The sequence below is a fragment of the Streptomyces erythrochromogenes genome, assembly GCF_040684695.1.
GTDB classification, from domain to species: domain Bacteria; phylum Actinomycetota; class Actinomycetes; order Streptomycetales; family Streptomycetaceae; genus Streptomyces; species Streptomyces erythrochromogenes_C.
In genome coordinates this window covers 415,931-432,476 of record NZ_JBFBGM010000001.1, presented here as the reverse complement: position 1 = coordinate 432,476, position 16,546 = coordinate 415,931, and the positions used below count along the sequence as shown (strand labels likewise).

At 72.3% G+C, this 16,546-nt stretch carries 13 protein-coding genes; 7 read left to right on the top strand and 6 right to left on the bottom strand.

Annotated elements, in window-relative coordinates; all coding sequences use genetic code 11:
- The first annotated feature begins 167 nt into the window (after window positions 1-167).
- A complete protein-coding gene (locus tag AB0O53_RS01760) occupies window positions 168-1,121 on the top strand; it encodes a 5'-nucleotidase (protein ID WP_350988847.1) in 954 nt (317 codons plus the stop codon).
- 41 nt (window positions 1,122-1,162) lie between these two features.
- On the opposite strand, the gene tsaD is transcribed toward AB0O53_RS01760, so the two are convergent.
- Together tsaD and AB0O53_RS01750 are read right to left on the bottom strand one after the other, a co-directional pair.
- Window positions 1,163-2,233: a tRNA (adenosine(37)-N6)-threonylcarbamoyltransferase complex transferase subunit TsaD gene (gene tsaD / locus AB0O53_RS01755; protein WP_365192691.1), complete on the bottom strand. Its 1,071-nt coding sequence runs from the start codon at window positions 2,231-2,233 to the stop codon at window positions 1,163-1,165.
- 88 nt (window positions 2,234-2,321) lie between these two features.
- Window positions 2,322-3,062: an NIPSNAP family protein gene (locus AB0O53_RS01750; RefSeq protein WP_350988843.1), complete on the bottom strand. Its 741-nt coding sequence runs from the start codon at window positions 3,060-3,062 to the stop codon at window positions 2,322-2,324.
- Between the two features lie 104 nt (window positions 3,063-3,166).
- On the opposite strand from AB0O53_RS01750, the gene AB0O53_RS01745 reads away from it, so the two are divergent.
- The 3 genes from AB0O53_RS01745 to AB0O53_RS01735 all read left to right on the top strand — a co-directional run bounded on the left by AB0O53_RS01745 (window position 3,167) and on the right by AB0O53_RS01735 (window position 6,530).
- Window positions 3,167-4,186: a helix-turn-helix transcriptional regulator gene (locus AB0O53_RS01745; RefSeq protein WP_365192689.1), complete on the top strand. Its 1,020-nt coding sequence runs from the start codon at window positions 3,167-3,169 to the stop codon at window positions 4,184-4,186.
- 279 nt (window positions 4,187-4,465) lie between these two features.
- Window positions 4,466-5,395 (top strand): hypothetical protein, encoded by a 930-nt coding sequence (locus tag AB0O53_RS01740; RefSeq protein WP_365192688.1) that lies wholly within the window; start codon window positions 4,466-4,468, stop codon window positions 5,393-5,395.
- A gap of 10 nt (window positions 5,396-5,405) precedes the next feature.
- Window positions 5,406-6,530 carry a helix-turn-helix transcriptional regulator gene (locus tag AB0O53_RS01735; protein WP_365192686.1) on the top strand — a complete coding sequence of 375 codons (1,125 nt, stop codon included), beginning with the start codon at window positions 5,406-5,408 and terminating at the stop codon, window positions 6,528-6,530.
- On the opposite strand, the gene AB0O53_RS01730 is transcribed toward AB0O53_RS01735, so the two are convergent.
- Window positions 6,521-7,495 carry an SDR family oxidoreductase gene (locus AB0O53_RS01730; RefSeq protein ID WP_365192684.1) on the bottom strand — a complete coding sequence of 325 codons (975 nt, stop codon included), beginning with the start codon at window positions 7,493-7,495 and terminating at the stop codon, window positions 6,521-6,523. The two genes, AB0O53_RS01735 and AB0O53_RS01730, sit on opposite strands and share 10 nt — an antisense overlap.
- Window positions 7,496-7,690: 195 nt before the next feature.
- On the opposite strand from AB0O53_RS01730, the gene AB0O53_RS01725 reads away from it, so the two are divergent.
- Both AB0O53_RS01725 and AB0O53_RS01720 read left to right on the top strand, forming a co-directional pair.
- Window positions 7,691-8,218: a DM13 domain-containing protein gene (locus AB0O53_RS01725; protein ID WP_350989671.1), complete on the top strand. Its 528-nt coding sequence runs from the start codon at window positions 7,691-7,693 to the stop codon at window positions 8,216-8,218.
- A 233-nt stretch (window positions 8,219-8,451) separates the two neighbouring features.
- Window positions 8,452-9,114, top strand: a complete 663-nt coding sequence (locus AB0O53_RS01720) for a peptidoglycan recognition protein family protein (RefSeq protein ID WP_365192682.1) — start codon at window positions 8,452-8,454, stop codon at window positions 9,112-9,114.
- A 6-nt stretch (window positions 9,115-9,120) separates the two neighbouring features.
- On the opposite strand, the gene AB0O53_RS01715 is transcribed toward AB0O53_RS01720, so the two are convergent.
- From AB0O53_RS01715 to AB0O53_RS01705, 3 genes are all read right to left on the bottom strand, one after another.
- On the bottom strand, window positions 9,121-9,996 hold the full coding sequence (locus AB0O53_RS01715) for a hypothetical protein (protein WP_350988833.1): 876 nt from the start codon (window positions 9,994-9,996) through the stop codon (window positions 9,121-9,123).
- A 31-nt stretch (window positions 9,997-10,027) separates the two neighbouring features.
- The gene (locus AB0O53_RS01710) at window positions 10,028-11,863 is read right to left on the bottom strand and encodes a DNA/RNA non-specific endonuclease (protein WP_365192680.1); all 1,836 of its coding nucleotides are present in this window, start codon (window positions 11,861-11,863) and stop codon (window positions 10,028-10,030) included.
- A 293-nt stretch (window positions 11,864-12,156) separates the two neighbouring features.
- Window positions 12,157-15,522: a hypothetical protein gene (locus AB0O53_RS01705; RefSeq protein WP_365192678.1), complete on the bottom strand. Its 3,366-nt coding sequence runs from the start codon at window positions 15,520-15,522 to the stop codon at window positions 12,157-12,159.
- A 467-nt stretch (window positions 15,523-15,989) separates the two neighbouring features.
- On the opposite strand from AB0O53_RS01705, the gene AB0O53_RS01700 reads away from it, so the two are divergent.
- Window positions 15,990-16,502 carry a hypothetical protein gene (locus tag AB0O53_RS01700; RefSeq protein WP_350988827.1) on the top strand — a complete coding sequence of 171 codons (513 nt, stop codon included), beginning with the start codon at window positions 15,990-15,992 and terminating at the stop codon, window positions 16,500-16,502.
- The last annotated feature ends 44 nt before the right edge of the window (window positions 16,503-16,546 follow it).

Sequence of the window (16,546 nt, the reverse complement as noted above, 5' to 3'; positions counted from 1 at the left end):
CCACCTGGCCGTGCTCGCCGGTTCCGGTCGCCTTGACCACCGTACGACCGTCGGCACCCGCTCACGAGCCGGCGGCCGGTGGAGGCGCGGGCGGGCATGTATTTTCGACATGTGGGAACAGCTGATCATCATCACGGTGTCGCGCATGCGTGCCAGCAGGGGGCGTCATGAAGTACGACCTGTCCGACCGTCTGGTGATCGGGATCGCCTCCAGCGCCCTGTTCGACCTGGCCGACTGCGACGCGGTCTTCCGGGAGCAGGGCGAGGACGCCTACCGCGCCCACCAGGAGGCCCATGTGGACGACGTCCTGGCCAAGGGCGTGGCCTTTCCCTTCGTCCGCCGCCTGCTGTCGCTGAACGACCTCGCGGCCCCCTCGGACCCCCTGGTCGAGGTCATCATCCTCTCGCGCAACGACCCGGACAGCGGCCTGCGCGTCATGCGCTCGATCGCCGCGCACGGCCTGCCCATCAGCCGGGCCGTCTTCCGACAGGGCCGGTCGGCGCACCGGTTCATGCGCGCCCTGAACATGTCGCTGTTCCTGTCGGCCGACGGCGACGACGTCCGTGCGGCGGTTGCCGAAGGGCTGCCGGCGGGGCACGTCCTGCAGACGGGACGGGTCGACGACGAGGACGACCGCGAACTGCGCATCGCCTTCGACTTCGACGGCGTGCTGGCGGGCGACTCCTCCGAGCGGATCTTCCAGGATTCGGGCATCGACGGCTTCCGCGCGCACGAGGTCCTGAACGCGACCACCCCGCACGACCCTGGCCCCTTGAGCGAGTTCCTCGCGGGCATCAACCGGATCCAGCGCCGCGAGGAGGACGAGCGCCGTAGGGACCCCGCGTACCGGCTGCGGCTGCGGGTGTCCCTGGTCACCGCCCGGGACGCGCCCGCGCACGAACGCGCCGTGCTGAGCCTCAAGCGGTGGGGGCTGCGGGTCAACGACGCGTTCTTCCTCGGCGGCATCGACAAGGCCGCCGTGATGAGCACCCTCGATCCGCACATCTTCTTCGACGACCAGGTCGCCCACCTGAACGGCACTGCGCCGGCCACTCCCAGCGTTCACGTGCCGTTCGGCATCGTCAACGCGCCCCCTCGCGACGGCACTTCCGGCGCCTGACCGGACAGCGGGCGGCGGGCGGCGGGCGGTGGGCGGTGGGGTCAGGCGACCCGCGCCGCCGGCCGGGCGAGCGGGTTCAGCGAGGCGTACTCCAGGGGGGCGGACGGGTCGATCGACACGTCCAGGGGCGCCGGCTCCGTTCCGGCACGGACCAGGAGGTCGCCCACCGCGGCGATCATCGCGCCGTTGTCGGTGCACAGCGTCATCGGCGGCACGCGCAGTTCGATGCCGGCCGAGGCGCACCGCTTCTCCGCCAGGGCCCGGACGCGGGAGTTCGCGGCCACTCCCCCGACCACGATCAGCGTCGTCACGTCGTACGCGCGGCAGGCCGCGAGGGCCTTGCGGGTGAGCACGTCGGCGACGGCCTCCTGGAGGGCGGCCGCGCCGTCGGCCACGGGGACGTCCTCGCCGCGCTGGACGTGCTGTTCGACCCAGCGGGCGGCCGCGGTCTTCAGGCCCGAGAAGGAGAACGCGTACGGGTCGTCTCCCGGCCGGGTCAGCGGGCGCGGGAACGCCACGGCCTTCGGGTCGCCGCTGCGGGCGGCCCTGTCGATGGCGGGGCCGCCCGGGTACGGCAGGCCCAGGATCCGGGCGACCTTGTCGAAGCACTCCCCCGCCGCGTCGTCGAGGGTGTCGCCGAGATGGAGGATCGGCTCGCGTACGAGGTCCCGTACGAGCAGCAGCGAGGTGTGACCGCCGGAGACGATGAGTACCACGCACGGGTCGGGCAGCGGGCCGTGCTCCAGGGTGTCGGCGGCGACGTGCCCGGCCAGGTGGTGGACGCCGTACAGGGGCACCCCGGCCGCGTAGGCCACGGACTTCGCCCCGGCCAGCCCCACCTGCAGGGCACCGGACAGCCCGGGGCCGGTGGTGACCGCGACGGCGTCGATCTGGCCGATCCGCAGCCCGGCCCGGTCCAGGGCCTCCCGCACCACCGGGTTGAAGGAATGCAGGTGGGCGCGGGCGGCGATCTCCGGCACCACCCCGCCGAAGCGGGCGTGCTCGTCCATGCTCGTCGCCACCACGTGGGCGAGCAGTCTGCCGTCCTGCACGATGCCCGCCCCGGTCTCGTCGCACGACGACTCGATCCCCAGTACCACCGGTCCGCCCACGGCGCCCACTCCTTTTGCACGTTTTCGACACCTGCAATATAGGTGCAAGAAGGGCCCCGCTGTGCCCGTCAGGAGATCGCTGAACCCGTCAGGAGATCAGGGAGCGGCCCGTGGGCGCCAGGCGCAGTGTCCGGGGGGCCGACGTCTGCTCCCGCTCGATGCCCGGCAGGACCTCCTCCCGCGCGACGGGGTGCGCGCGCAGGGCGGTCAGGTGCCGGCGGTGGGACTCCTCGTCGGGGTGGGAGGTGAGCACCACGGCCGCGTTCTCCCCCGTGCGGACCGGCAGTCGGGGGAACGTGTTGGGCGCGGCCTCGGTGGCGTACGCGGCGAGCGGCGCGGCTCCCGTGCCGCGGAGCAGCGGGAGGAGACCGTCCCTGACCAGTGCGATCCCGTCGGGTCGTCCGGGCGGGAAGGACCACACGGTGGCGGACACGAAGCGCGCGGGGGCCGGTGCGCCGGGCCGCGGCCGCGTGGACGGGGCGGCGTGGAAGCCGCTGCCGTCCGTCAGCGGGCGCAGGAGGAGGACGTCGTCGGAGTCGGTCATGGTGGCGTTGGCCCGGTCGCGGTGCCGGGCCCAGACGGGGCCGCCGTAGAAGGCCGTGAGCGCGTCGTGCCGGGCCGCCATGTCGGGGAAGGCGCGCAGCCAGACGAAGCGGTCCGGGTCGTCGAGGTCGCGGAACTGCCCGAGGACGGCGATTCCCTGCTCCTCCTGCGTCTCGACGAACTCCCGGTCGAAGAGTTCGATGAGCTCGTCCCTCCGGCCGGGCCGCAGCGTGTACTGGCGGAGCTCGATCACGGCGAGGGGGCGGGCAGGGTCGGTGGGTGGCAAGACGGGCTCCTGTTCTGTTGCCGCGCGTCGCAGCCGACGCGTTCGACCGACGGTAGGCCGGGGGCGTGCCAGGTGCTGTCAGGGTTTCCGCGGAGAATGGGCGCATGTCTGCCGGTCGCCTGCTGTCGGTCCTGCTCCTGCTGCAATCCCGTGGCCGCATGTCCGCGCGGGCGATCGCCGAGGAGCTGGGCGTGTCCGTGCGGACGGCCTACCGCGACGTGGAACGGCTGCAGGGCGCCGGGGTGCCGGTCTGTGCGGAGCCGGGCCGCGGCGGCGGATACCGGCTGCTCGACGGCTATCGCACCCGCCTGACCGGGATGACGCAGGGCGAGGCCCGGGCGCTGCTCTTCGCCGGGCTGCCGGACGCGGCCGCCGACCTGGGGCTGGCGGCGGAGGTGTCGGCGGCGCGCCTGAAGCTCCTGGCCGCACTGCCGGCGGGGGCGCGGGAGGAGGCCGCGAGGACCGCGACGGTGTTCCACGTGGACGCGCCGGGCTGGTACCGGGAGCCCGAGCAGACCCCGTACCTGTCGCTGTTCGCCGACGCGACGCTCACGCGGCGGGTCGTGGAGGCGCGCTACCGGCGCTGGCGCGCGCCGCAGGAGGTGTCCCGCCGCCTCCGGCCCTACGGCCTGGTCCTCAAGTCCGGTGTCTGGTACGTCGTGGCCGCCACGGAGGACGGAACGGGCACGGCAACGGCAACGGCAACGGCGACACCGGCGACCTACCGGGTCGCCCAGGTCCTCGACGCGACGCTGAGCGACGAACGGTTCGACCGGCCAGGGGACTTCGAGCTGGGGGCGTACTGGGCCTCCTACCTCGCGGACTTCGCGGCGCGCCGCTACACGGGCACGGCCACCATCCGCCTGTCCCCGCGAGGACGCCGTCGCCTGCCCGACAACGTCGCACCGGAAGTGGTGCGGGCCGTCGACGCCACCGCGACCGCCGCCGGCGCGGACGGATGGGTCGAAGCGGTCGTGCCGACGGAGAGCGCGGCGCACGCGTGCGGTGAACTGCTGCGGCTCGGCACGGACGTGGAGGTCCTCGCTCCCGCCGCACTGCGCCGGGCCATGGCCGACACGGTGGGTGCGCTCGCCCGGGCGTACGGGGTCACCGACGGCGGCTGACCCGTCTGCCGGGAGGCGAGGGCCGACGGCGCTGCCCTCGAACACGGGTCAAGGGCGGGGGCGCCTTCATCCGGACGGGGATTCGCCGTCGGGCCGGCGGCGGGTGCGGCTAGCGTGGAACGCGGGCAGGGGGTCGTACCAGTCGGAGGCACCCTGCCGTTCGGTGGGGTACGGCCCCGAACCGTACCCCGGTCACGTGGCCCCGGCAGCTGGCCGGGGCTGCGGAGCCACAGCCGCGCCGCCCGGTGCCGCCGGCCGGCCGCGTGGCATCCTGTGGGCATGACGTCCGACGTCACGGCCGCCGTGTGGGCGGAACGGCAGGTCACCCGGGTCCGCGACGATCCCGCCGGGCGGACGGCCCTGATGAAGCGCTGCTACTCCGGTCCGTTCGGCAAGGCGCCCCGGCACCTGCCGTTCCGCCGGGCCGCGATGTCGTTCATGGGCTGGCAGCTGCGGCGGGGCGTCCTGCGGCCGACGTCCGGCGACCGGCCCGGCAGCCCGTGGTGGCGTGCGGTGAACGAGCGCATCCTGCGCGACGGGTGCGAGGCGGTCGGCCTCAGCGGCGGGCTGCCCGGGCCGGCCTCCTCCCCCACGGTCGGACTCTGGACGTCCTTCGCCGACCGCCCCACCGCCCGGGCCTGGTACCGGGCGCACAACGGCAGCGTGGTCGCCGCCTACCTCGAAAGCCGCGGCCTCGCCGAGGCGGAGAACGAGAGCGAGCGCTTCTTCATGAACGTCGTCCTCTGCCGCGTGCTCTACGCCCACGCCCTCGTCGCGGCCCCCCGCATCTCGCTCGGCTCGCTGCGTCCGCTCGCTCCGTTCCTCGGTGATCCCCGGCTCGGCATGACCGGCATCTTCCTGCAGCTGTCGCGCGTGCTCCCGGACGAGTACCCGCTCGGCGGCACGGTGCAGTCCCACCTCGACCGGGAGATCGGGTTCGGCCGCCTGCTCGACTTCGGAATGATCGTTCCGCGCCTGCAGCAGCTCTACGAGTGGTCGGCGCGAGAGCTCTCCCAGCCGGACCTGCTCGGCTGCATCCGCGACGGGGCCCCGGTCTACGCCTGGCCCTACGAGGACCGGCGCGTCTGGCAGCCGCCGCACTCCGTCGCCCTCCGGCTGGTCCGCCGGACGCTCCCCCCGACGGCGGCCCGTCCCACCGGGGCCGGACGGGACGGGGCCGGTCGGGGCCCCCGTCCGACGGGTCGGTGATCCTTGGGGCATGCGCGCCGCCCGCCTGATCCGTATGGCCCTCCTCGTCCAGTCGCACCCCGGCCTGACCGCCGCCGCCCTCGCCCGCGCACTGGACGTCTCCGAGCGGACGGTGATCCGCGACGCCCAGGCCCTGCAGGAGGCCGGTGTCCCCGTCAGGTCGGAGCGCGGCCGGACCGGGGGCTACCACCTGGCCCCCGGCTACCGGACCCGGCTGACCACGCTGCATCCGACCGAGGCGGAGACCCTGTTCCTGTCCGGGCTGCCGTCGGCCCTGCGGGACCTGGGGCTCTCGGACGCGGCGGACACCGCCCGGCTGAAGCTGACGGCCACGCTCCTGCCGTCCGTACGCGCGGCCGCCGAGGCCTCGGTGCGCCGTTTCCACCTCGACGCCCCGGCCTGGTTCCGGGAGCCCTCGGCACCCGAGCTGCTGCCGGAGCTGGCCCGCGCGGTGTGGTCGGACCGGATCGTCGCGCTCTCCTACGCCCGCCCGGGCCGGGACGGCGCCGCGGCCTCCGCGGTGTCCCGGGTGGTGGAGCCGTACGGGCTCGTCCTGAAGGCCGGCACCTGGTACGTCGTGGCCCGCCTGCGCGACGGGGACGTTCAAGGGGACGTTCAAAGGGACGGCACCGGGGGCCTTCGCGGGGACGGACCCGGCGACGGCTGGCGCACGTACCGCGTCGACCGCGTGACGGCTCTGGCGCCACCCGCCCCCGGCGGCCCGGAGGCCTTCGTGCGCGATGCGGACTTCGACCTGGCCGCGCACTGGGAGGCGCACGCGCGCGCGTTCGCCCGCGCCCTGCTGCGCACCACCGTGACCGTACGGCTGACCGCCTGGGGGCTGGGCCGGCTGCCGGACGTGGTGGACGGGGCGGCCGTCGAGGACGCGCTCGCGTCGGCGAGCGCCCCGGACGACGACGGCCTGGTCATCCTGACCCTGCGCGCGGAGTCCGAGGACGTCGCCCACGACCAGCTGGCCCGGCTGGGCGCGGACGTCGAAGTGCTCGCCCCGGCCGCCCTGCGCGCCTGCTTCCGGGAGCGCGCAGCAGCCCTGGCCGCCCTCTACCGGACGGCACCGGAGACGGCGTCGGAGACGGCGTCGGGGGCAGCGTCGGGGGCGGAGGGTCAGCGGTAGTCCTCGGGGGATGCCTCCCCGCCGTCCTGGGCCTCGGCCGCCTCGAAGTACGCCCAGGCGTCCGGGCGGCTGCCGTCCACGTCCCGCACCCCGTACACCCTCGCGAGTTCGCCACTGGAGGTGGACCTGCCGTTCCAGCGGGCGGCCCGGTCGGGATCGGCGGCCAGTGCGGCGACCGCGCGGGCCAGGTACCGCGGGGACTCGGCGACGGCGAAGCCCGGTTCCTGGGCGATCGCGTCGCGCCAGTTCTCCTCGCTCACCCCGAAGTGGGCGAGCATCTGCTCCGAGCGCAGGAAGCCGGGCGTGACGGCGACCGCCGTGCCCCCGTACTCCGCCAGCTCCTCGCCCAGCCCGAAGGCGAGCCGGATCGGCGCGTTCTTGGCCAGGTCGTAGTACATGTTCCCGCGGTAGCGGCGGTTGGAGTGCGCCGTGCCGTCGGTGACCTCCACGTGCAGGGGCGCGTCCGAACGGATCAGCAGGGGCAGGAGCAGCGCCGCGGTGATCACGTGCGAGCGCACGCCGAGTTCGAGGATGCGCAGGCCGTCGGCGAGGGGCGTCTCCCAGCTCTTCTTCCCGAAGACGGAGCCGACGAGGAGGTGCTCGCCGCCCCACAGGTCGTTGACGAGGATGTCGAGCCGTCCCTGTTCCCGGTCGATCCGCCCGGCGAGGGCGCGCACCTGGTCCTCGTCGAGGTGGTCGGTGGGCACCGCGATGCCGGTGCCGCCGGCCTCGGCGACCAACTCGGCGGTCTCCTCGATGGTTTCGCTCGTCCGGCCGACCTCGCTGGCGCGGGAGCGGGTCGTGCGGCCGGTGACGTACACGGTCGCCCCGGACCGGCCCAGCTCGACGGCCTGGGCACGGCCGGCGCCGCGGGTGGCTCCCGCCACGAGGGCGATCCGGCCGGCGAGCGGGCGCAGGGGCTGGTCGGGGGCGGCGTTGCGGAGGGTCGTGTTCTCGTTGCTCATCCATCCATCGTGGGAGCCCGACCCGACAGTTCCTGTCACCTTTTTCCGGACCGGCCGGAGAAGACGTAAGAAGTTCGTCATCAGGCCGGACGTGGCACGACGGGCCCGCGCCGCGTTGAATTGCGGTGAACGGGCCGGTGAGCGGACCGGTGGAGAAGTGGGGATGCGGTGGCGGATACGAAGCGGCGCGGTCGGATGTGGCTGGGAGCGCTGATCGCGGCGGTGGTGGTGCTGGGCATCGGCTCGTACTGGTTCCAGCCGTGGAAGCTCTGGCGGGACGAGACCGTCAGCGAAGCGCTGCCGTCCGCGACCGCCCCGCAGCGGCCCTCCGGAACGTCCGGCGCCCCGGCGGCCCCGGCCACCCCGGCCGCCGGCCCGCAGACCCTCGCCCAGGGCGCCCTGATCAGCCACGAGCACACCACCACGGGCACGGTGAAGCTGATCCGCCTCGCCGACGGGTCCCGCACCCTGCGCCTGGAGAACCTCGACACCAGCAACGGCCCCGACCTGCGCGTCTGGTTGACCGATGCCCCGGTGAAGGAGGGCGTCGCGGGCTGGCGCGTCTTCGACGACGGCAAGTACGTGAGCCTCGGCAAGCTCAAGGGCAACAAGGGCGACCAGAACTACGAGATCCCGGCCGACGTGAACCTGGCCGACTACAGCAGCGTCACCATCTGGTGCGACCGCTTCGACGTCTCCTTCGGCGCGGCAACTCTCGCCTGACCTCGCGACGGTGGGCCGGGCATCGGCCCGGCCCGGCCCGGCCCACGGGAAGGCGCCCTTCCGTCTGTCACGAAACGGTCATCATTCGGTCTCGTTCCGACACTAATGGTCGGGAAGCATTCCGCTGGAGAACGTCAGCCCAGCAAAGGACCGCCGATGCTCCGTTCCCGACGAGCCGCAGCCAGGGCGCCGCTCGCGTGACCCACCGCAAACCGAAGCCGAAGCCGCGACCGATGTCGCGCCGCACCGCGATGGTCTGCACGAGCAGCGGGCTCATCGCCACCGCCTTCGGCGTCGTCGGCTTCGACGACAACCCGGGGACCGGCGCCCGGACGGGGGCCCCGCCCGACGAGGTCGGCGCGGCGGAACCACCACCCGCCCGACCCGCCGAACCGGGCCAGGCATGGATGCCGGACGCCACCCGCAAGCCCCTGTCCGTGAACTTCACCCCGGGCGGGATGCGGGAGATGCGGGGTCTGGTCCTGCACGTGCAGGAGGGCGAGAACTCCCTCCACCACCGCTTCAGCGACCCGTCGGTGCAGTCCTCCGCGCACTTCTGGGTCTCGCAGTCCGGCGAGATCGAGCAGTACGTCTCCGCCTACGACCGGGCCTGGGCGCAGGGCACCGGCAACCCGTCGTGGCTGTCGGTGGAGACCTCGGGATTCGCGAGCCGGCCACTCACCGCCCGGCAGGTGGACTCCGTCGCCCGCATCTACGCCTGGGGCATGGCCCAGCACGGCTGGCCCCTCGAACCCGCCGGCACACCACGGGGCCGCGGCCTGGGCATCCACAGCATGGGCGCCCGGGCCTGGGGCGGCCACGCCTGCCCGGGCCCCCTCCGCTCCGCCCAGACCGGGGAGATCCTCACCACGGCCCGCGCGCAACACTCCCGCTAGGCCGCCTCACTGGATCAGGTCGGAGTGCGGGTGTTCCGGGGACTGCGGGCAGGCGTAGAGCTGCAGGTGATTGCCCCCTGAGATTTGCACCCCCGGCGAATTCTCCACGCCTGAGCCGGCGACCGCGGCGACGTCCCGGTCCTCGTACGGGACCCAGCTGAGCCGGCGGGAATGCCATTCCTTCGAGGCGATGGTGAGCAACGGGGTCATTTCCGCATCGCAGACAGCGCAGTTCTGGACGATCGGGTCGGTCAGGCCCCATGGGGTCCAGCCGCCGGCCTTCCAGCCGGGAGCAAGGGACAGTTCGTGCTTGTAGAAAGGGGCGCCGGACTCCTGCCCGTGGTTCCAGTCCTCCAGCTGCCGCCGCAACTCCTGCCCCAACTGCAGGGGATGCGGGAATTCCGTGACTTCTTCCGGCGCGAGTACGCAGCGCTCCGGCACGTACGCGTCGTACTCGACAGCGGCCGTCACGGGCGGCACCGCGAGCAGGTCGGTGACCTCGGCGGCCGATCGCCAGAACAGCTTGGTCGGCGGCTTGTAATCCGGCTCGTGCTCGAACGGGCACCACAGGAGCTGGAGAAGGTCGGCCTGCCCCGGCGGTCGCAGGAGGGGCACGTCACGCACGTACAACTGGGCCACGGGCAGCATGGCGTTCGGGCCCTCCCGCCACTCGTCGAGCTCACTGTCGTACCACTCGTGCAGCTCGTCGCAGTGCGGCCAGGGCTCGTCGGCGGGCCACAGCAGTGGCCCGCCGACCGAGCTGTCCAGCGGTGTCGGCGAACCGGGGCGGGGATGCAACCGGATCGCCGGGCGTGCCAGCGGGGCCAGTTGAGGAAGGACCGCGGTCACGTCGATGGGTCGCGGCGGAGTGGTACGTCTCATTCTGGCTCCCGTTGGCGCATGCTGGACGGAACTAGTTTCCGAGATTCAGCAGTCCGGTCTTGCCCTGGGTGTTGTCGATGTAGACATCGGGGAACAGCGGCTGCGACTTTCCGTCGGAACGCTCCACCCTGGCGCTCATCAGAACACGGTGGGGAATCGTGCTGGTGCTGTCGTGGTACTCGGGCGTCACCTGGTAGAAGACAGCGTCGTTCGGCCCCAGGATGCCTCCGTCCTTCACCGCCTTCACCGCATTTTGCGCCAAGGCCTCATAGGTCCGCATGCTGGGGGTTCCGGTGTTCATTCCCACCTGCCAGCAGGGGACGAGATTGGCCGGCCCGCCGTCGTTCTTCTCGCCGGTTCCTCCGAGGATGTGGGCGATCAGGTGGCATCGTGCGAGGCCGGCAGTCTGACCGTTGGCCGTGCGGAACTCCGCGGCGTCCCCCCAGCCGGTGATGTCCCCCTCGGCGTGGGTGCCTTCGACCGTGTTCGTGCCCAGACAGGCCTGTGCGGCGGACGCCCGGAGACCGGGCGGACCCTGGGGTGTGGTGTTCTTGTTGGTGTGCGGGACCGGTTCGGTGGTGTTCCTGACCCACCCGTTGCCGGACGTGAACCCTCCGGTCGGAAGGGTCTGCCGGCAGACAGCCTTCGGCTCGACGATCGAACCGGACACCTCCAGCTCGAACCGCTCGCCGTCCACCACGCGCTGGTTGGCGAACTCCTCGGAGAGCCGGCCCTGAGCGGCCTGCCGGTCCGCGAGCGGGACGTGGGCTCGGGCACAGGGTCGGCCCGCACCACCGTCCAGCACGTCCACGACCCACCCGCCACTGGTGCTCTGGCGGGGCAGGAGTTCGGTGCACTGAGCGCCGTCGACTCCGCCTTCGCCGCTCTCCCCGAAGGGGAACTCCCCGCAGCTGTCGCCCGGGACGATGTCCGTCCGGGCCCGGAAGGTCCCACAGGTCCTGGCCGACCGGTCGGCAACGCCGTCCTTCGCCCGCGTCAGCGGCTTGGCAGTCCCCCAGCCGGCGAGGTTGTTCTGGGCCCACAAGTAGCCGGCCGCAGCGGCCCCCGCGCCCGCAGGGCTGGGCTGGTCGCTCATCTTGACGACCGGCATCTTGCCGGGCACGACACAGCCGGGCTCGGGCGTGCCGGCGGCGTGGTCGCAGCGGATCTTCTCCGGGTTGTCCCAGGAGGCGTTCGGGTCCGTGATCTGGGCGCCCGGCATCGTCACGTACATCTGGTACGACGTGGTGAAGTCGACCGCGGTGCCGGCCGCCGGAGTGGACGCGTAGGACACGTCGCCGCTGATGAGCTGGTCCTTGACCACCTTCTTGCCCGTCCACGGGGCAGCCTTGGTGACCGTGCAGCCGGCCGAGCAGGCGGCCCTGAACTTCACGTTCAGGGCAGTGACCGCGCCGGTCGCACCGGTCATGGTCACCGCGACCTTCTCCTTCCACGTGGTGCCCTGGGCGGGCAGGACGGAGCTGCTCGAGACGTTGAGCGTGCCGGTGCCGACCACGCCGCCGTTGGTGTCCTTGAGCGTGTAGAGCACGGTCAGGCTGTGCACGCAGTAGGCGAAGCGGCTGTACCACCAGGTCCCGCCGGCCACGGCGCAGCTGCCCGTGTCGGCTGCCGCAGCGGGCGCGGCGGCCGGCGGCGCGGCGGCGCGGGGCTTGCGCACGGCCGTCGCCAACGGCGTGGCGATCGTGGAGACGCACCCCTGCACGGCGCCCGCCTCGCGCTCGGGGGAGCCGGCGGGCGTGGGCTCGCACTCCGCCTTGGTGCTCACCGTGGCCGGACGGGTGCTGCCGGGAGCGGCCGTGTCCGGGGACGACCCCGGCGTCGCGCCGACGCCGGTGCTCGCGGACACGGTGGTCGGCGCAGGAGCCTGTGCCGCTCGGCCGTCGGCGGCGGCGGTGCCCGTGGTGGTGGCGGTGAGACTCAGTACGAGGAGGAGACCGGGAAGTATCCGTCTCCTGCGTGATGTTGACATGGCTGCTTTCGGTGAGAAGTGGGGCATCGAGCGGAAAGGCGCACGCCGAAACGATTCAGCTGTGGGGCGTGCGTGCCCCGCCCCGTGGCCGTGGGCCGGGGGCGGAGCGGGCTGCGGGACGGGGAGGGCCGGACCTGACGCGCCGCCAGGTCGGTCGGGCGGCTGCTCCGTCAGGCAACGAGGTCGTAGAGCAGCTTGGAAGCCGCACCGGCCGCCTTCTCCACCGTGCGCACGACGGGCTTGGCCACCTTGGTGGCGACCCGTCCGCCGCCGCGGGTGACCAGCCCCAGCGCCGCGCGGCCGGCGGACGAGGCGAATTCGCCGCTGCTGAAGCCGTACTCGATTCCGCTGGCGATGGCGCTGACTCCGGCCGCGACGACGGAGACGCCGAAGCAGACCGCGGCGATGCTGCCGAGAACGGGAGCCGCCGGGAAGAACACGCAGGAGACGGCGAAGCCCGCCGCGAGGAGCCCTGCGGCCACGCTCACCTTGTCAGCGGTGTCGGCCCACCACTTGGCGTCGTTCCACCATTCGTCCTTGCCGGGCTGGCTCCCCTTGGGGTTGACCGTGTCGTTCTGCGACGTGTCGGAGGGGTTGCGCTGGGCGTCCCGGTCCTTCTGCGCCTGCTCGGCGGCCAGGCGCGCGGCTTCCTGCACCTCCGCCGTCCGCTTGTCGGCGGCGATCTGGCGCGCCTGGGCGGCGGCCGCGGCGGCGGTCCTGGCGTCCTGGCCCGCGGTGAGCGCGGACTGGTGGGCATTGGCGGCGGAGGCCTGGGCGCTGTACGACGAGGCCAGTGCGCTGCGGGCCGCATCGACGGCGCGGTTGGCGGAGTGGTTGGCCGCGCGGGAGGCACTCTGAGCGGTGGCGGCGGCGTCCTTGGCCCTGTTCGCCGAATTCTGGGCGTCGGTGGCGGACTTGTCCGCCGCGTCCGCGTGCTGACGGGCCTTGAGGGCGAAGTCGTCTGCCAGTTGCGCCGATGCCACTGCTTTGTCGGCCCATTCCTGCGCCTTCTGGCCCGCGTTCCGGGCGTCCGCCGCGACCCTGGAAGCGAGTGCCGCGTCCTTCTGTGCCTCATGGGCGGTCTTGGATGCCGCGGCGATGGTCGCCTGCATGGCGGCGGCGTGGCTGAGGGAGTCGTGGTCGAGCTGGGCGGCCTTGTGCTGGACGGACTCGATGAAGCGTCGGCGCAGCCATGCCGGTCCCTGCATGGCCACCTCCCCGTACGCCTTGGAGTATTCGCCGCCACTGGTGATGATCTTGATGGTCCGGACGGCGTCGTCCTCTTCGACGGCCTTGGGCAGGTCCTCGTCGAAGAACTTCTGCAGGGCCTCCGGCGTGTTCTTGTTGAGCGCGTCGTTGGCGGCCTTGGTGACGGCTGCGCCGGGCTTCTCGTGCAGGATCTTGAGGATGTTGATCCTGTTGTCCTCGGCGCGCGACCTGATGACACCACTGGTGTTGAAGTCCCCTTGTGCGGGGATGCCGCCGGTGAGGGCCTGCATCGCCGCCTTCGCGACGGCCGGCTCGGAGACCTGGGCGATGAAGAGGATGGTCTCGCGGTCGTCCTGGGACTCGGCGAGCTGCCGGTCGAGGTCGATCCAGGAGTGCACGTCGTAGTCGGAGCCGGCGAGTGCGAAGCGGGCGGCCTGGCGGCTCCAGCTCCCCTTCGAGTCCAGCATCGCGATGGCCGCCTGGCGTCCGAGGGCGGCGGCGGCGGTGAGGTCGTCGTTGCCGAGGGCCTGCTCCGCCTTGGCTATCAGGTCCTTGGTGCCCTGGGCGGTCTGCTGTGCCTGAGTGCGCTTGTTCAGCGCGGCCGCACGTTCGCTCTTGTCCAGGAGGGCGAGCTGCGCGGCTTCCTTCATGCCTTGCAGCTTGTCGGCCGTCAGCATGGCCGCCTCGGCGGCGCGGGCGTTCTTCTCCACCTCGATCGCGTCGGCGACGGCCTGCGTCGCGAGGTTGGCCGCCTTGACCGCCTCGTCGGCGTGGGCGGTGGACTTGTTCGCGAAGTCGATGGCCTGACCGGCGTACTTGACGGCCTCTTCCGCGGCGTCGGCTGCCTTCTCGGCGTGTCGGGCGGCCGACTTGGCCGCCGTGTTCGCCTTGCGTGCGGCCTGCGCGGCGGTCGAGGCCAGAGCCTGGGCCGTGGAGGCGGCGTTGGTCGCCTGGTTGGCGGCGCTGGAAGCGATCTCGGCCTGGCGCTTCGCCTCGGCCGCCTCGCCCTGGGCGACGCCGGAGGCGGCGGCAGCCTGGGCGGAGGCCTTGGCGGCGGCCGCGGCGTTGCGTGCCGCACCCGCGGCGGCCACGCCGGCGTTCGCGGACTGCTCGGACGCGACGGCCGCGTCGTCGGCCGCCTTGGCCGCGGAGTTCGCCTTGGCGGCGGCGTCCCGGGCGGCGACGGCCGCGTTCTTCGCCTCGTTGGTCTTCGACGCGTCCTTCGACGCGGCGATCGCGGCGTGGTAGGCGCGAGTGGCCGCGGAACCGGCGGCGGCAGCGGCCTGCGAGGCGGCCGTGGCCGCCCAGGACGCCCGCTGGGAAGCCTCGACCGCTGCGGAGGAGGCACGGATGGCCGTCCGGGCGGCGGTCGCGGCTCCGCTCGCGGCGGTGGCGGCCTCACGGGCCGCTTCGGCGGACCGCCGGACGTCGTCCCTCGCCTTCTCGGCCTCGGCCGCGGCCGTCTCGGCCTTCTCCTTGGCCTTGCTCGCGGCCGTCGTCGCGCGCTCGGAGGCCTCGACCGCGAGGTCGGTCTGTTCGCGGGCGCGCGCGCTCTCACGCTCGACGATGGCGACCAACTGCCCAATGGTGGCGGCCTCCTGGTCGCGGGCGCGTGCGATGTGCTGGCCGGTGTCGAGGTACCACTGAACGTCGTCCGCGGTCCCGCTGAGGGCCCGGTTCGCGTACTTCTTCAGCTCCGGGCCGGCCGTGGCGAGGCTGCGCAGGATCTCGACCCGCTTGTCCTCCAGCCTGGCGTCGTACTGGCCGGCGAGCAGGAACTGCTCCAGCGCCTGGTCCGTGCCGGCGCTCAGTGCGGTGTTGCCGTCGCGCTTGACGCTCTTTCCCCCGTTGGCCATGACGCTGAGCGTCGAGACCCGCATGTCCTCCGTGACCGAGGCCCGGAAGCCGTCCTTGACGAACGCGGATATCGCCTCGTCCCCGCCCCCGAGCGCGGCGCTCGCGTCCCTGCGGACGCCCTGGCCTCCGAAGCCCAGGTACGTGAACGCCGTGACCCGGTTGTCGATGCGCGTGGCCTTCGGCAACTGCTCGGCGAGGAAGGCCGTGATCTCCTGGTCGGTGCCGCCTAGGGCGTAGGAGGCCGCCTCCTTGACCGAACGACCGCCCAGAATCCACGCCTTGACGACCTTGGCCCGGTCCGTGTCCGGAAGTGCCAGCGCGTCGCCGGGCGCGTCGGCAGCGGCGGCGCCCGCGCCCGCCCGGGGGGCTGCCCGCACCGGTGTGACGGACAGCCAGGGCGTCGAGACAGCGGCCGCACCCGCCGCGACGGCGGTGGTGAAGCGCCGTCGACTCCAGAATGTTTCCTGCACAGAAGAACCTCTCTGACTTTGTTTTCCCCGAAAAAGCCGAGGCGACAGCCCGCCCGAGATTCTTCATCGGGCGGCGATGTCCCGACCATATGCAGCACACCCGCCCGGAACACACCCGGCTCGAACCCGAACGGCACCGGCGATGAAAGATGGCCGGATCTCGACCACGAATTTTCGAGAAATCGTCACAACCATTCCACGGAGTGGCGCAAGTCACGCCACCAGGGGAAGCAATGTCCCGATATGGGGCCTATATCCCATTGGCTGGACGCTGAATGTCTTGGTTTCATTCAGAAGATCGTCAGCCACTGACGCGTCCTCGAATCGCTCCCTTTTCGAGTGCGCCGATCAGTCATGCCCGGGGATAGTCGCCATCGCAAGCACATCCACACTCGGGCTCCGCGATTTCCCTGGCGGCGTACCCGAATACGCTCGCGAACCACGTTGGACCGACATTAAGGACGGCAATGAAGGCACGTAGCACCATCCTGCGGATCGCCGGTGCGGCTCTGGCAACCGGGGCTCTGACCTGGGCCACCGTGGGAGGAGTGACCGGCGGGGCCGGCACGGAGAGCCTCGCGACCCAGTCGATCGCCGATGAGGGTCCGGGTTACGCCGTCGAGGACTTCTCCTATCCGAACGCCGACAAAATCCTTGCCGAGCAGAAGATCAAGCTCAAGAGCGGGAACGGTCACATCCTCCTTGCCGAATGCACCGGCGCACCCGAACTGATGGAGGTATTCCCCCGCCAGAACGAGAAGGTGTGCTTCCGCGTCACCGGGGACGTCGGCTACCTCAGCCTGGAGATCCCGTCCGTCTTCGGAGTCAAGGGGAACGACTACGCGGCGCAGGTCGAGATGTCCACCGGCGCCGAGCAGAAGACGTTCACCATCGACAAGAATGCTTGGACGGCCGTCGGCCATACCGCGGACGAGCAGGGCCGCGATTTCATGCTTCTGGAGATCAGGACTTCCAAGTAACCGCCGACGGGGAAATATCTCTCGCGCGTCGGGCACCACTCCCG

What these genes read in the sequence shown, in the direction of transcription:
- AB0O53_RS01760 (WP_350988847.1), top strand. Translation starts at nt 168, where the DNA reads ATGAAGTACGACCTGTCCGACCGTCTGGTGATCGGGATCGCCTCCAGC.
- AB0O53_RS01745 (WP_365192689.1), top strand. Translation starts at nt 3,167, where the DNA reads ATGTCTGCCGGTCGCCTGCTGTCGGTCCTGCTCCTGCTGCAATCCCGT.
- AB0O53_RS01740 (WP_365192688.1), top strand. Translation starts at nt 4,466, where the DNA reads ATGACGTCCGACGTCACGGCCGCCGTGTGGGCGGAACGGCAGGTCACC.
- AB0O53_RS01735 (WP_365192686.1), top strand. Translation starts at nt 5,406, where the DNA reads ATGCGCGCCGCCCGCCTGATCCGTATGGCCCTCCTCGTCCAGTCGCAC.
- AB0O53_RS01730 (WP_365192684.1), bottom strand. Translation starts at nt 7,495, where the DNA reads ATGAGCAACGAGAACACGACCCTCCGCAACGCCGCCCCCGACCAGCCC.
- AB0O53_RS01725 (WP_350989671.1), top strand. Translation starts at nt 7,691, where the DNA reads ATGTGGCTGGGAGCGCTGATCGCGGCGGTGGTGGTGCTGGGCATCGGC.
- AB0O53_RS01720 (WP_365192682.1), top strand. Translation starts at nt 8,452, where the DNA reads ATGTCGCGCCGCACCGCGATGGTCTGCACGAGCAGCGGGCTCATCGCC.
- AB0O53_RS01715 (WP_350988833.1), bottom strand. Translation starts at nt 9,996, where the DNA reads ATGAGACGTACCACTCCGCCGCGACCCATCGACGTGACCGCGGTCCTT.
- AB0O53_RS01700 (WP_350988827.1), top strand. Translation starts at nt 15,990, where the DNA reads ATGAAGGCACGTAGCACCATCCTGCGGATCGCCGGTGCGGCTCTGGCA.